A 14,332-nucleotide genomic window follows, 5' to 3' on the forward strand; every position below is an offset into this window, starting at 1 on the left:
CGAGATGCCCATCGCCACCACCAACCCGGCCACCGGACAGGTGCTCAAGACCTACGAAGCGATGTCCACCGAGCAGCTCGACGCCGCCATCGAACGCACCGACCTCGCGTACCAGCAGCTGCGCGAGACCACCGTCGACCAGCGTGCACGGTGGATGCACGCCGCGGCCGACCTGCTGGAGGCCGACCGGGACGAGATCGCCCGGATCATGACGACCGAGATGGGCAAGACGTACGTCGCGGCACAGGCCGAGGTGACCAAGTGCGCCTCGGCCTGCCGGTTCTACGCCGACCGGGCGCCCTCGTTCCTCGCCGACGAGCCGGCCGACGCCAAGGCGGTGACGGCGACCCGGGCGTTCATCCGCTACCAACCGATCGGCCCGGTGCTCGCCGTGATGCCGTGGAACTTCCCGCTCTGGCAGGTGATGCGCTTCGCCGCGCCGGCGCTGATGGCCGGCAACACCGGCCTGCTCAAGCACGCCTCGAACGTGCCGCAGACCGCGCTGCTGCTGGAGGACGTGTTCCGTCGGGCCGGCTTCCCGGAGGGCGCGTTCACCACCGTGCTCGTCGGCTCGGAGGCCGTCGACCGGATCCTCAGCGACCCCCGGGTACGCGCCGCCACGCTCACCGGTAGCGAGCGCGCCGGCCGGTCAATCGCCCAGGTCGCCGGCCGGGAGCTGAAGAAGACCGTGCTCGAACTCGGTGGCAGCGACCCGTTCGTGGTGATGCCCTCGGCCGACGTGGACCGGGCCGCCGAGGTGGCCACCACCGCCCGCTGCCAGAACAACGGCCAGTCCTGCATCGCGGCGAAGCGGTTCATCGTGCACACCGACGTCTTCGACGCCTTCGCCGAGAAGTTCGCCGCGAACATGGCCGCCTTGCGGGTCGGCGACCCCATGGACCAGGACACCGACGTGGGGCCGTTGGCCAGCCAGAGCGGTCGCGACGAGGTCCACGCTCAGGTACGCGACGCGGTGGACAACGGCGCGACCGTGCTCTGCGGCGGCGAGTTGCCGGCCGGTGACGGCTGGTTCTATCCGCCGACTGTGGTCACCGACCTCACTCCGGAGATGCGGATGTGGCGCGAGGAGGTCTTCGGCCCGGTCGCCGGCCTGTACCGGGTGTCGTCGTACGAGGAGGCGATCGAGGTGGCCAACGGCACCTCCTTCGGGCTCGGCTCGAACGCGTGGACCCGGGACGAGGCCGAGCAGGAACGCTTCGCCACCGACCTGGACGCCGGCAACGTCTTCATCAACGGCATGACCACCTCCTTCCCGGAGCTGCCGTTCGGTGGCGTGAAGAACTCGGGCTACGGCCGAGAGCTGTCCGCGCTGGGCATGCGGGAGTTCTGCAACACCAAGACGGTCTGGGTGGGACAGGGCGCGGCCTCGGCCGGCGCCGGCGCGCACGCCGAGTAGCCCGCGGTTCCTTGCAGGCATCAGCGGGGGCGGTCGCGGGTAGGAAGTGCCGGCATGACGCTGTTCGGATTTCACGCCTCGCACGAGCAGATCGGTCCGCGTGCCCTGTTGGAGGCGGTGCTGCACGCCGAACGGGCCGGCTTCGACGCCGCCATGTGCTCCGACCACTTCTCCCCGTGGAGCGCCCGGCAGGGCGAATCCGGCTTCGCCTGGTCCTGGCTGGGGGCCGCGTTGCAGGCCACCGGCATGTCGTTCGGTGTGGTCAACGCCCCCGGCCAGCGCTACCACCCGGCGATCATCGCGCAGGCGATCGGCACCCTCGGCGCGATGTACCCGGGTCGGTTCTGGGCCGCGCTGGGCACCGGTGAGGCCAGCAACGAGCACATCACCGGCGACCCGTGGCCGCGCAAGGACGTACGCGCGGCCCGGCTGCGCGAGTGCGTCGACGTGATCCGGGCGCTGCTGGCCGGCGAGGAGGTCAGCCACGACGGCCTGGTCCGGGTGGACCGGGCCCGGCTGTGGACCCGGCCCGAGCAGCCGCCCGCACTGGTCGGCGCCGCGGTCAGCGTGGCCACCGCCCGCTGGTGCGCCAAGTGGGCGGACGGTCTGATCACCGTGAACGCGCCGGTGGCGCACCTGCGCGAGATGATCGACGCGTACCGGGACGCCGGCGGGCGCGGCCCACTGCACCTGCAGGTGCACGTCAGCTGGGCGCCGGAGCAGGCGCAGTCCGAGGCGCTCGCGTACGACCAGTGGCGCAGCAACGTCTTCGCCCCGCCGGTCTGCTGGGACCTGGAGACCGTCGAGCACTTCGACGTGGTCTCGGCCGACCTGCCACCGCAACGGGTCGCGGAGGTCGTGAACGTCTCGGCCGACCTGGGCCGGCACGTGGGCTGGCTGGAGGAGTACGCGGAACTCGGGTTCGACCAGATCGCCCTGCACCACGTCGGGCAGGAGCAGCGCGGGTTCATCGACGCGTTCGGCGCCGAGGTGCTGCCGAAGTTGCGCCCGGCCGGCTGACCAGGGGTCCACTACCTGGGACCCCTAGGCTTCTGTCCCATGGAAAGCCTGTTTCCGGTCGTCGTGTTCCTGGCGATCGCCACCCTGGGCGCGGCGCTGGCCCGCCGGCTCGGCCTGCTCGCGCCGATCCTGCTGGTCGTACTCGGTCTGGCGCTCTCCTTCGTGCCGGGCCTTCCGCAGGTGCACCTTGACCCGGAGCTGGTGCTGGTCGGAATCCTGCCGCCGCTGCTCTACGTGGCAGCGCTGGAGACCTCGGTGCCGGCGTTCAAGAACAACATCCGGCCGATCCTGCTGCTCGCCGTCGGCCTGGTGCTGTTCACCGCGTTCGTGGTCGGCCTCGTGCTGCACCTGCTGCTGCCGCAGCTGCCGTTCGCGATCTGCCTGGCCCTCGGCGCGGTGGTCGCGCCCCCGGACGCGGTGGCCGCCACCGCGGTCGCCCGACGGGTCGGGCTGCCCCGCCGGGTGGTCACCATCCTGGAGGGGGAGAGCCTGATCAACGACGCGACGGCGCTGGTGCTGCTGCGGGTCGCGACGCTGGCGACCGCCGGTTCGGCGGTCGGCACCGCCGACGTCGCCATCGAGGTGCTGCGGTCCGCCGGCGGCGGCATCCTGATCGGTCTGCTCGGCGCGCTGGTCTTCGGCTTCCTGCACCGGCGTATCCACGACCCGCTGCTGGACAACGCGTTGTCGTTGATCATTCCATTCGCCGTGGTGTTCGGCGCCGAGGAGGTGCACGCCTCCGGCGTCGTCGCGGTGGTGGTCACCGGGCTGGTGCTCGGCCACAAGCTGCCCCGGTTGCTCTCGGCCGCCTCCCGGCTGCAGGTCGGCGCGTTCTGGCGGCTGGCCCGCTTCCTGCTGGAGGGGCTGGTCTTCCTGCTGGTCGGGCTCCAATTGCCGGACGTGCTGCGGGACCTCGACGAGCCGTTCGGCTCGCTCACCGCGATCACCCTCGCCGTGCTCGCCACGGTCTTTTTCACCCGGTTCGTCTGGCTCTTCCCGGCCACCTACCTGGCCCGGTTGGTGCCCCGGATCCGTCGCCGGGATCCGGCCCCGCCGCCGAAGTTCCCCATCATCATCGGCTGGGCCGGGATGCGCGGTGTGGTGACCCTGGCCGCCGCGCTGGCCCTGCCGCTGACCCTGGCCGACGACGAGCCCTACCCCCGGGCGTTGTTCATCTGGCTGGCCTTCGCGGTGATCGTGGTCACCCTGGTCGGCCAGGGAGCCACGCTGCCGGTCGTCGCCCGCCGGCTGAAGCTGCCGCAGGACGACCCGGTGCAGGACGCGCTGTCGGCCGCCGGGGTGCAGCAGCAGGCCAGCCGGGCAGCCCAGGACCGCCTCGACGAGTTGGCCGACGACGCGCCACCGGCGGTGGTGGACCGGCTGCGCCGGGCGCTGGACGACCGCACGAACATGGCCTGGGAACGGCTCGGTGGCTCCGAGCGGGAAACCCCCTCGCAGGCGTACGGTCGGCTGCGACAGGAGATGATCGACGCCGAGCGGGACGTCTTCCGGGCTGCCCGGGACGCCGGTCAGATACCTGAGGAGGTGCTGGTGCAGGCCTATCGTGACCTGGACCTGGAAGAGTCGTTGCTGCGGGAGGTCGAGAAATGAGCTGTCAGCACCTGACCGAGGCCGGAGCCGCCGAGGCGCGTACCGCCGACGAGTGCGCGGACTGCGTCGCCATCGGCGACACCTACTGGGTGCACCTGCGCACCTGCCTGAGCTGCGGGCAGGTCGGCTGCTGCGACTCGTCGCCGAACCAGCACGCGAGCAAGCACTTCGCGTCCACCGGTCACCCGGTGATCCGTTCGGCGCAGCCCGGCGAGGCCTGGCGCTGGTGCTACGTCGACGAGGAGATCGGCTGACCGGGCTCGCGGCGACGTGCCTCCACCCGAACGTCAGTCACGGGGTAGCGCACGCCGAGTGAGCGCAGGGCTGGCCAGGCCCACCACGGCGAAGAGCCCTCCGACGGCCAGCCAACCGGGCACGCCACCGTCGAGCACCACCAGCGTCAGCAGAGCCGGGGCGACGGCGCGGGCCAGACCGGCGAACATCCCGTCCGCCCCCTGGTAGGCGCCGATCGCGTCCGGCGGCGCCAGATCGTAGGTCAGTCCCGCCCCGGCGGCGCCGTGCCACAGGTCGCCGACGGTGTAGACGACGGTGGCGACCAGCAGGAGCGCGACCGCCGGCGCGGTGGGGAGGCCGGCGGTGGCGGCGTACAGCAGCATCGCCGTGGCCAGCACCAGGCCGGCTCGGCGCATTTTCCGGGCGGCCGGCGCGGCGGTGTCCGCGCCCCGACTGAGCCGCACCGCCAGCAGTACGGTGAGCACGGTGTTGGTCAGCAGCACCGCCGACACGATGGGCGGGGGCGCCCCGAGCAGGTTCACCGCCCAGAGCGGCACCACCAGCGTGAGCACCGTCTGATGGAGGGCGAGCACCGCCGACGCGCCGCTCACCGCGAGGAAGCGGCCGTCACGCAGCGGCCGCCCCCGGCGAAGGGCGGCGGCCGTCGACGGACGCGTGGGTGGTGCGAGGGCCGGCAGCCGCATCAGCAGGGCCGCCGACACCAGATAGGTGGTCGCGTTGCCGGCCACCAGGATCTGGTACGCCAGATGCGTGTCGGTGGCCAGCGCGAACCCGGCCAGCCCCGCCCCGACCGCGATGCCCAGGTTCGCCACCGCCCGCAGCGTGGCGAAGGCGTGCACCCGTCCCTGCGGGCCGGCGACGGCGGCCACCAGCGCGGCACGAACCGCCAGGTTGCCGGAGACCAGCAGCGCGTCCAGAGTCGCCACCAGCAGAAAGACTGGAAACGAGCCCACCAGCAGGTACGCGACGGCGACGGCGGCCTGCGCCAGTTGAAGGACCGCACGGAGGGTCCGTGGGTCGCGGCGGTCGGCCAGCCCGCCGAGCGGCACACTGGCGGTCAGCCCGACCAGGCCGGCCAGGGTGAGCCCGAGCCCCACCTGTGTCGGGGTCAGCCCGACGACGCGGGTGAGGTAGAGCGCCACACCGGTCAGCCAGAGCCCGGCACCGACCGTGTTGGCGAGGGTGGCCAGCGACAGGGTGCGCAGGTGGCCGGGTGGCGGCAACGGCGACAATGACCGCCATCGGCCACGAATCCCCGCCTGGGTACACACACAACGACCCTATGGCCGACGTATACGCATCGACGTCCCTCGTGGTGCGGTGCCCGTCACAGACCGACTCCGGCGCGTTCGTCGAATTCTGCGGTGGACAGGTCGACGTGGGACCAGTGCGGGCGGGCGCCCGGCATCGAGCCGGCGGGAGCCCGGGTGCCGCAGTCATGCCTGGTGTATGGAGTGTCTTCACGTGCGCCGGTGGTATTGGTTGCGGCGGGGGAGGCGGTCGGGATCGAGCCAGGCTGGTGGGACGAATTCCGGGTGGCCGTCGCCGCTCTGTCGGACGGTCCAGTCGTCGTGGTGGATGTGTCGGTGGTGGTGTGCGCAGAGCAGCACGGCGTTCGTCAGGCTTGTGTCGCCGCCGTCGGCCCAGTGTCGGATGTGGTGGGCGTCGCACCAGCGGGGTGGGCGGTCGCAGCCGGGGAAGGCGCAGCCGCGGTCTCGCAGGACCAGGGCGCGTCGGAGGGGCCCGGTGATGAGGCGGCGTTGTCGGCCGACGTCGAGGACCTGGCCGGTGCTGCCTAGAACGGCGGGCAGAATGGTGGCGTCGCAGGCGACACGGCGCACGGTTTCCGGGGTGAGTTCGAGGCCGGTGTCGAGAGTGCCGCCGTTGAGCTGACGGACGAGGCCGTCGAAACTGGTGGTGACGACGAGATGTGCGGGCTCGCCGCCATGTTCGGGTAACTGCCCGGAGCGCAGGGCGAGTCGGCAGAGGTCGGCGAGCGCGTCGTGGCGGCGTTGCCCGGGTGATCTCGGATCGTCCACACCCGACGGCGCCGTCAACGGCTCGATCGCGGCGCGCAGCAGGCCGGCCGCCTCGGCGTCCAGGGTGCCGCTCAGCCGCAGGCAGCCATCCCGCAGCCCGGACAAAGTGACATGACGGTCTCGACAGGCCCGGCGGGCATCGGCCTCAATCGTCGCCCGAGCCGCGGCTTCGGCGACCTCCGGCGCGACGTGATCGAGGACCCGGGTGCCCAGCTTGCGCAGCAGGGTCGGCTCGAACTGCCTGGCCCACTCAATCAACACCGCAACCGCCTTCTCGGCCACGTCGGCGCCGGCGGTCGTCTGCACGGTGCTGACCGTGTCGCCGATGACACGGGCCTGCCCCACATTGATATCGCCGCTGGCCAGAGCGGCCCGCACCTCGGGCACCCCCGGTGTCCAGAGCTGCAGCGAGGTCAACCAGCCGACGAGCGGCGGGGACGGTGAGCCGGAGCCGGTCACGCAACCACACCGACGTCGACGACGCGCCCTGCGTCGCGGCCGTGCCACGGCCGTCCAACTCTCGTACCGCGGTGAACTTCACCGCTGCCAGACGCTGTTCGAGGCGGTGTGCGGCATCGAGCGCCGCGATGAGGTCGTGCTCCGGCAGGGCCCACGTCGCCACGTCGACGCACACGGCGACTGCCGCCTCAGCCTGCGCCAACTCCTCAACCACGTCCAAATATTAGAACAGCCGTACGACAACTTCTGGTGCTCGGTGTCGGCGGAATTCGTCGGCATTCTGAGCGTGCTGAGTGCCGGCGGTCGGGGTCGTTGTGCGGTCGATTCAGCGCTCGACGCAGTCGACGAGGCGTTCGGTGGCGAGGCAGGAAACGAGGCAGCGCTCCTTGGCGTCGCCGCTCAGCCGGGCGGTCCAATCGGTGAAGCCGCCGTCGCCGACCTCCAGGCTGCCGCCCAGGACGGTGATCCGCAGTGCGCAACCCGTGTAGTAACCCCGGCCGCGCTCCCGCTCCGACTCGTCCACGAGCAGCACCGCGTTCTCACCAAGTGCCGGTCGGACGGTGTCGGCCAGTCGCTCGCCGATGATCCGGTCGTCGAAGACCGTGACATGCAGCTGTGGTGTTGCCGCTGGTGCCAGTTCGGCGAGGACGGTCCGCCAGTAGGTGAGGTGCCGGATCAGCAGCCGGGCCTCGGTGCCGCCCGAGCCAGCGTCCCGGGCACTGGACACCAGGGCGAAGAGTCGGAAGTGCGCCGACGCGCCGGTGCCGAAGTCCTGCGCCCGCAGCACCCGGTGGGCGGCGGCAAGGTGCACTTCGCTCTGCCGACGGCGACGCACAGCCGCCTCGATCGCGAGCGCGTTGGTGGGATCGCTCAGCACCTCGCTGGCACGCATCGTGGTGACGATCCTGTTCTGGCTGACCGGTGCGACCGTCGCGCAGGTGCCCACCGGTACGACCGGCGACAGCTCCACTCCAGAGACGTCGGCCGGTAGGAGTCGCCACATCCGCGCTTCGACCTGAGCGAGCGCGCGGGGGTCGGCGCCGGCCGGGCGGACGAAACGGTCCTCGCGCCAGCGGCGAACCAGATCGGGCGGGCGCATGGTGGCTGCGCGGTCGCGGGCCACGGTCAGCAGCAGGGTGCGTAGGTCCGCGCTGGGTAGGCCGGCGAGTGCGGCCCGTGTCCCCGCCGGCATCGCCGCCCACACCCGACGCTCCGCGCCGGCCAGTTCGCCGCCATCCATGGCCCTCACCATGGTCTACGGGGCCAGCCCGGTCCACCTGGTTTGTGAACGGCTGGCGGCCGCCCTTGCGGGAGGCCACCAGCCGTTCCGGTCAGGTCAGGGAGCAGGCAGCGCCGTTGACCGTGACCAGGCCCGGGTTGGGGTTGGCGCCGCCGGTGGTCGTCGCGTTGAAGCCGAACGTCACCGTGCCGCCGGGCCCGATCCGGGCGTTGTACGACTCGTTGCGGGCGGTCACCGTCGCCCCGGCCTGGGTGACCTTCGCCAGCCACGCCTCGCGCACCCGCTGGTCGCCGGTGAACGCGAACCGCATGGTCCAGCCGTTGACGGTGGTGGCGCCGGTATTGCGTACGGTCAGTTGTGCGGTGAACCCGCTGCCGCCGTGCCAGGCGCCGTAGTTGGTGTAGCGGATCGCGCAGGTGGTGGCCGGCACCGCGCCGGCGTCACCCTGGTCGGCCAGGAACGAGGCGATCCAGGCCAGCGCCGAGTTCCAGTTGATCGCCACCTCGTTGGTCGCGTACGAGTTGATGTCGTCGACATAGCAGAACATCGGCTTGCAGCCGGCGAGCAGTTGCGCCGCGAACGGGTCCTGGAGGGCAGCGTTCGCGCCACCGGCGAGGGAGCCGGCGGGCGGACGCGGCAGGTTCGGGTCGAGCTGGTGGCCGAAGATCCGGCTGTGCTGGTTCTCCGCCGCGTGCTCGCCCCACCCGGTGACGTACGAGATGTTCAGCGCGTTGCGCCCGAGCAGGTAGTCCATCGCCTGCACGGCGCCGTCCCGGTAGGTGGCGTCGCGGGTCAGGTCGAAGGCGGTGACCAGCACGACGGCGTTGTTGATGATGTTGCTGTTGGCGCCCCAGAAGTAGCTGCTCTCGTCCCCGGGCATCGGCAGCCCGTACGCCTGCCGGCGCAGCTCGGCGAGGTACGCGTCGGCGGCGCCGGTGACCGAGGCGCGGATCCGGGTCAGCTCGGCGGCGGGCAGCCCGTTCGGCACGGTGGCCAGGTCGAGGCGGCCGAGCGCGGCGGTGCCCTGCCAGCCGAATTCCTGTGGGGCGAACACGTCCCCGCTGTGGTGCGGCGAGGCGGTCAGGTCGGTCAAATAGGCCTGCCCACCGGTGGTCAGGTACAGCTCGACCGCGGCCCAGTAGAACTCATCGGTGACGTTGGTGTCGTCGTACGCGCCGCCGCCGGTGCTGTCGCTGGGGCTGGCGTACACCGCCGGGTGTGCCTTGGCGGCGGCGTAGGCGGTCGTCGCGGTAGTGCCGCAGCGGGCCGCGAACGCCGCGTCGTAGGGGGCGTAGAGCCGTGCGCACTGGGCGGCGGTGGCGGCCAGGTTGAGGGTGGCCGCGGTGGACGGCGGGTGCAGCTCGCGGGGCTGCGGGTCGTCGTGCGGGGCGAGCGGCAGGCCGGTCCAGTTCCGGTCGTGGATCTTGTGGTGGGCCATCCCGGCGAGCGGCTTGCCCGCCGGCACCTGCATGCGCAGCAGGAACTCCAGCTCCCAGCGGGCCTCGTCGAGGATGTCCGGCACGCCGTTGTCGTGCTCGGGCACCCGCAGCGTGCCGTCGGCGAGACCGACGCCGCCGGCCGCGGTGACCGCCGTCCTGGTCCGCTCGAAGGTGCTCAGCAGCTGGTAGGTGGCGATGCCGCCGTTGACCACGTACTTGCCGTGGTCGCCCGCGTCGTACCATCCGCCGCGCACGTCGAGGGAGTAGTCGCAGACGCCCGGCTGGCAGGGCACGGTGGTGTCGCCCTGGTTGGGCGCGACGCCGAGGTGGCCAGCGGGCCGGGTGTACTCGTCGCCGATCAGGTGGCCGTCGATGGCGATGCCGCTGCGTTGGGCGTAGAAGAACTGGAGCGAGTCGGCGCGCAGCCGGTCGTAGAGGGTGCCGGAGATGTCGAACGGGTGGCTGGTGTCACCGTCCACGGTGAGCGTCAGACCGCTGCCGGGTGTGCGGTAGCCGGAGAAGTCGGCCGTGTGCACGTTCTGCCCGGAGGCGGCGTCCACGCCGCGCGCGGTGGTGGTGCCGCTGGCCAGGACCGTGCCGGCGGCCGAGCGCAGCTGCCAGGGGAGCGGCTCGGTGGCCTCGGTGACCACGGTGGCGTTCTTCGGCCCGCCGGGCAGGTAGCCGACCTGGTTGACCCGTACCCGCGGCCCGGTGTCCGGCTCGTACGGCTCGGGCGGCTCACCGCCGCGCAGTGAGACGTCGTCCAGGCAGACGGTCTGCGTCTCGGCGGCGCCACCGACCTGGAAGATCAGCTGGGCGCCCGGGTTGTCGTCCGGGACGGTGAAGGTCTGCTCGACCCGCTGGGCGGTGCCCGTGGCGGTGGCGTCCACGGCGGCGTACGTGGTGTACGGGGCGCTGCCGAGCTGGAGGACGGCCTTGACCGCGGCGCCGGGGGTGGCGGACACGGTGAAGCCGAGGGTGTATTCGGCGCCGGCGATCAGCGGTACGCCGTCCTGGCCGATGCCGGCGTCCCACGGGTTGGCCAGTCCGCCGGGAACGGTGGTGCAGAGCCGGCCGTCGGTCACCGCGAGCGCGCCGGTGCCGTAGGAGAACCAGGGGCTCACGCCGGCGCTGAAGTCGCCGTTGTCGATCTGTTCGGGGGCGTCCGGCGGCGGGTCGGCGTGGGCCGCGCCGGCGCCCGCGCCGGTGAGGGCCAGGGTGGTCGCCGCGGCCAGTAGGAGGCGGCGTCGGGATGGCGTCACGGGGAGTCCTTCCGGGACGGGATGCGGGGCGGTGGTGGTGAAATCTGGGAGCGCTCCCAACTCTCGGCTCGATGTTTCCAGCGTCCGTGCGCCGTGTCAATCGATCTGACTGGATGGGTTGTGGCGTACGACGAGGGCGGCCAGCCCGGCCGGGTCCGCCATGACGCGCCAGGGCGGACACGTGAGATTGGCCGCGCCACGCGCCGTCGTCCTGATCTCCTAGAGACAACTGCGCCCTTCGCCTGGCAGGCTGCCTCCCATGACCCTGAAGCTGCGTTCCGTGGGAACGAGCGACCGTGGGCTGATCCGCAGCGGAAACCAGGACGCCCTGCACGCCGGGACCTGGCTCGTCGCCGTCGCCGACGGCATGGGCGGAATGGCGGCCGGCGACCTGGCCAGCGCGCTCACCATCGACGCGGTCGCTCCTCTGGACGTGGAGACCCCCGAGGACGCCCTGGTGGCCGCGCTCCAGGGTGGCATCGCGCTGGCCACCACCCGGATCCGGCAGGCGGTCGCCGAAGACCCGGAGCGCCAGGGCATGGGCACCACCCTGACCGCCCTGCTCTTCGCCCGCACCGGCAGCTGCCTCGCCCTCGCGCACGTCGGTGACTCGCGGGCCTATCTCCTCCGCGAGGGAGTGCTCAAGCAGGTCACCCGGGACGACACGTTCGTCCAGATGCTGGTGGACCAGGGCGTGATCACCGCGGACCAGGCCAGCAGCCACCCGCGCCGGGCGGTGGTCACCCAGGCGTTGCAGGGCGACGACGTCTCCCCGTCGTACGCGACGATGGTGCCCCGGGTCGGCGACCGGTGGCTGCTGTGCAGCGACGGGCTGTCCAACGTGGTCCGCTCGGACACCCTCGTCGAGGTGCTCACCGGCTACCCGGACCGGGCCGCCTGCGCCGGCAAGCTGATCGACCTGGCACTGCACGCCGGCGGGCCGGACAACGTCACCGTCGTGGTGGCCGACGTGGTGGAGGAGTAACCGGCCTCAACGCCGGCGCGGTGTGGCGCGCCGGGTGGGCGTCGCGGTCGTCGGATCCTCCGGCCACGGGTGCCGGGGATAGCGGCCGCGCAGCTCGCCGCGCACCTGCGGATAGCCGGTGCGCCAGAACGACGCCAGGTCGGCGGTGACCGCCACCGGCCGGCCGGCGGGGGAGAGCAGGTGCAGCAGCACGGGCACCCGGCCGCCGCCGATGCGCGGGGCCACCGGCCAGCCGAACGTCTCCTGCAGCTTCACCGCCAGCACCGGCGCCGCCGGGTCGCTGTAGTCGAGCCGGATCCGGGAACCACTCGGCACGGCGATCCGTTCCGGGGCCAGTTCGTCCAGCTGGGCGGCCTGTGCCCACGGCAGCAGCCGGCGCAGCGCCGAGGCCACGTCCACCCGGGCAAGGTCGGCGCGGCGCCGGGCGGCGGAGAGCTCCGGGCCCAGCCAGGTCGGCGCGGCGGCGAGCAACGCCTCGTCGCTGACGTCCGGCCACGGTGCGCCGAGGTGGTGCCGGGTGAACGCCAGCCGCTCGCGCAGCGCCCGGGCCGCCGGCGTCCAGGACAGCAGCCCCAGCCCGTCCTGGCGCAGGCCGGTCAGCAGCGCCGCCGCCACCTCCGCCCGGTCCGGACGATCCAGCCGGCGCTCCTGGAGCAGGATCGCCCCCAGCCGGGTCACCTCCCGGGCCACCACGTCCCCCTCGGACCAGCCGACCTCCCGGCGCGTGGACAGCAGCGGGCCGGCCGCCTCCCGGGCCGTCGCCTCGTCCAGCGGCGTGGCCCGGCGGATCCGCGCCGAGGGCGCGCCGGGGGTGCGGTCCGCGACGGCCACCGCCAGCCAGTCCGACCCGGTCAGCCCCGATCCCACCGCCAGCTCCGCGGCGGTCCCACCGGTCATCAGGTACGCCGAACCGCCCGACCGCCGCGCCCGGGCCAACCGCTCCGGGTACGCCAACCCGACCAGCAGCCCGGCGGCTAGGTCGTCAGTGAGCCCACCGGCGTCGGCGCGTCCGTTGGCCCCCGGGCCGACCGTCCGGCCGGGCTTACCGGCGGCGGCGCGGCCCTGCGGCGGGGAGCCGGCGGGCAGGGCACCTCGCAGGCGGCGCACCTCGGCCCGCCAGCGGGCGGTCGCGCCCGCGTCCGCCCCGGCGCGCAGCCGACGCCAGCCGGCGACCAGATCGTCGCCCGGGCCGGCCGCGCTCTCCTCGGCGAGCAGGGCCACCACCTCGGCCGCGCGGTCGGCGCCGACCCGGCCGGCGCCGTCGAGCAGCGCCCGGGCGAGCCGTGGGTGCGCACCGGCGGCGGCGATGGCCCGTCCCCGCCCGGTGATCCGGCCGTCCGCGTCGACCGCGCCCAGGGTGACCAGCGTGTCCCGGGCCACCGACAGCGCCGCCGGCGGCGGCGGATCGGGCAGTGCGAGCCCGACGCCGTCCGGCCGTCCCCAGGCGGCCAGCTCCAGCGCGAAGCCGGTCAGGTCGGCGGTGGCGATCTCCGGCTCCGGCCGGGCGGGCAGCCGCTCGTGGGTCGCCGCGGACCAGCAGCGGTAGACGGCCCCGGGGGCCTCCCGGCCGGCCCGGCCGGCCCGCTGGGTGGCGGCGGCCCGGGAGACCGGCACGGTGATCAACGCGCCGAGCCCACGGGCCAGGTCGGTGCGGGGCACCCGGGACAGCCCGGCGTCCACCACCACCCGCACGCCCGGCACGGTCAGGCTGGTCTCGGCCAACGCGGTGGCCAGCACCACCCGGCGTCGATCAGCCGGGCGCAGGGCCGCGTCCTGCTCGCTGCCGCGCTGTCGGCCGTGCAGCGGCAGCAGCGCGACGGTGTCCCGCAGGTCGGCCAGTCGGCCGGTGACCGCCGCGATCTCGCCGGCCCCGGGCAGAAAGACCAGCACGTCGCCGTCGCGCTCGCGCAGCGCCCGTCGGACGGTGGCCGCCACATGGTCGAGCAGGGCCCGGTCCACCGGCCCGCCCCCGGGCGGGGCGATCGGCCGTGCCGGCGGTGCCCAGATCCGCTGCACCGGGTGCAGCGCCGACTCGGCCCGGACGACCGGGGCCGGATCGGGTCCGCCGAGCAGCGCGGCGAACCGGTCCGTGTCCGGGGTGGCGGACATTGCCAGCAGCCACAGGTCCGGCCGGAGGGTGGCCCGGGCCTCCACCGCGAAGGCCAGCGCGAGGTCGGCGTCGAGTTGCCGCTCGTGGCACTCGTCGAGCAGCACGGCGCCCGTGCCGGGCAGCTCCGGGTCGTGGTGCAGCCGGCGGACCAGCAGGCCGGTGGTGACCACCTCCACCCGGGTGGCACGGCTGACCTGGCGCTCGCCGCGTACCGCGTAGCCGACCCGGTCGCCCACCCGCTCGCCGAGCAGCTCGGCCATCCGGCGGGCGGCGGCCCGCGCGGCCACCCGGCGGGGTTGCGCGATCACGACCCGCCCGCTGACCCGGTCGGCCACGGCCAGCGGGGCGAGGGTCGTCTTACCGGTGCCCGGTGGGGCCACCAGGACACCGGCGCCGGCCGCGTCGAGTGCCGCGACCAGCGCCGGCAGCACCGGGCGTACCGGCAGGTCCAGGGTTACGTCGGAGAGCACGGCCCAGTCTCGCACCGGCCCCGGC

General features: G+C 73.4%; 9 protein-coding genes and 1 pseudogene. 5 read left to right on the top strand and 5 right to left on the bottom strand.

Going from position 1 to position 14,332, the window contains the following annotated elements:
- The first annotated feature begins 4 nt into the window (after positions 1 to 4).
- From ABZU69_RS10325 to ABZU69_RS10340, 4 genes are read left to right on the top strand one after another with little or no spacing between them, the layout of a single operon-like run.
- Entirely contained in the window at positions 5 to 1,417 is a 1,413-nt protein-coding gene (locus ABZU69_RS10325) for an NADP-dependent succinic semialdehyde dehydrogenase (RefSeq protein ID WP_354964079.1), read from the top strand.
- 54 nt (positions 1,418 to 1,471) lie between these two features.
- A complete protein-coding gene (locus ABZU69_RS10330; protein ID WP_354964080.1) occupies positions 1,472 to 2,437 on the top strand; it encodes a TIGR03885 family FMN-dependent LLM class oxidoreductase in 966 nt (321 codons plus the stop codon).
- Between the two features lie 39 nt (positions 2,438 to 2,476).
- Positions 2,477 to 4,048: a Na+/H+ antiporter gene (locus ABZU69_RS10335; RefSeq protein WP_354964081.1), complete on the top strand. Its 1,572-nt coding sequence runs from the start codon at positions 2,477 to 2,479 to the stop codon at positions 4,046 to 4,048.
- The gene (locus ABZU69_RS10340; RefSeq protein WP_354964082.1) at positions 4,045 to 4,302 is read left to right on the top strand and encodes a UBP-type zinc finger domain-containing protein; all 258 of its coding nucleotides are present in this window, start codon (positions 4,045 to 4,047) and stop codon (positions 4,300 to 4,302) included. The genes ABZU69_RS10335 and ABZU69_RS10340 overlap by 4 nt, the downstream gene beginning before the upstream one ends.
- 33 nt (positions 4,303 to 4,335) lie before the next feature.
- On the opposite strand, the gene ABZU69_RS10345 is transcribed toward ABZU69_RS10340, so the two are convergent.
- The 4 genes and pseudogenes from ABZU69_RS10345 to ABZU69_RS10360 form a co-directional block, all read right to left on the bottom strand.
- Complete coding sequence (locus ABZU69_RS10345) at positions 4,336 to 5,574, bottom strand: MFS transporter (protein ID WP_354964083.1); 1,239 nt, start codon at positions 5,572 to 5,574, stop codon at positions 4,336 to 4,338.
- A 189-nt stretch (positions 5,575 to 5,763) separates the two neighbouring features.
- Positions 5,764 to 7,015: pseudogene (locus ABZU69_RS10350) on the bottom strand (DUF222 domain-containing protein).
- Positions 7,016 to 7,126: 111 nt separating this feature from the next.
- Positions 7,127 to 8,041: a hypothetical protein gene (locus ABZU69_RS10355; protein WP_354964084.1), complete on the bottom strand. Its 915-nt coding sequence runs from the start codon at positions 8,039 to 8,041 to the stop codon at positions 7,127 to 7,129.
- A gap of 91 nt (positions 8,042 to 8,132) precedes the next feature.
- Positions 8,133 to 10,742 carry a glycoside hydrolase family 9 protein gene (locus tag ABZU69_RS10360; protein ID WP_354964085.1) on the bottom strand — a complete coding sequence of 870 codons (2,610 nt, stop codon included), beginning with the start codon at positions 10,740 to 10,742 and terminating at the stop codon, positions 8,133 to 8,135.
- Positions 10,743 to 11,001: 259 nt separating this feature from the next.
- Here ABZU69_RS10360 and ABZU69_RS10365 point away from each other — a divergent pair, with 259 nt between their 5' ends.
- A complete protein-coding gene (locus ABZU69_RS10365) occupies positions 11,002 to 11,727 on the top strand; it encodes a protein phosphatase 2C domain-containing protein (RefSeq protein WP_354964086.1) in 726 nt (241 codons plus the stop codon).
- A 6-nt stretch (positions 11,728 to 11,733) separates the two neighbouring features.
- Here ABZU69_RS10365 and hrpB read toward each other — a convergent pair whose 3' ends face one another.
- Entirely contained in the window at positions 11,734 to 14,307 is a 2,574-nt protein-coding gene (gene hrpB, locus ABZU69_RS10370) for an ATP-dependent helicase HrpB (protein WP_354964087.1), read from the bottom strand.
- Positions 14,308 to 14,332 lie beyond the last annotated feature (25 nt).

Source organism: Micromonospora sp. NPDC005206, assembly GCF_040608175.1.
In the GTDB taxonomy this organism is placed as follows: domain Bacteria; phylum Actinomycetota; class Actinomycetes; order Mycobacteriales; family Micromonosporaceae; genus Micromonospora.

Bases quoted from the DNA above. Each gene is read 5' to 3' on its own strand.
- ABZU69_RS10325 (WP_354964079.1), top strand. From the start codon at position 5: ATGCCCATCGCCACCACCAACCCGGCCACCGGACAGGTGCTCAAGACC.
- ABZU69_RS10330 (WP_354964080.1), top strand. From the start codon at position 1,472: ATGACGCTGTTCGGATTTCACGCCTCGCACGAGCAGATCGGTCCGCGT.
- ABZU69_RS10335 (WP_354964081.1), top strand. From the start codon at position 2,477: ATGGAAAGCCTGTTTCCGGTCGTCGTGTTCCTGGCGATCGCCACCCTG.
- ABZU69_RS10340 (WP_354964082.1), top strand. From the start codon at position 4,045: ATGAGCTGTCAGCACCTGACCGAGGCCGGAGCCGCCGAGGCGCGTACC.
- ABZU69_RS10355 (WP_354964084.1), bottom strand. From the start codon at position 8,041: ATGGATGGCGGCGAACTGGCCGGCGCGGAGCGTCGGGTGTGGGCGGCG.
- ABZU69_RS10365 (WP_354964086.1), top strand. From the start codon at position 11,002: ATGACCCTGAAGCTGCGTTCCGTGGGAACGAGCGACCGTGGGCTGATC.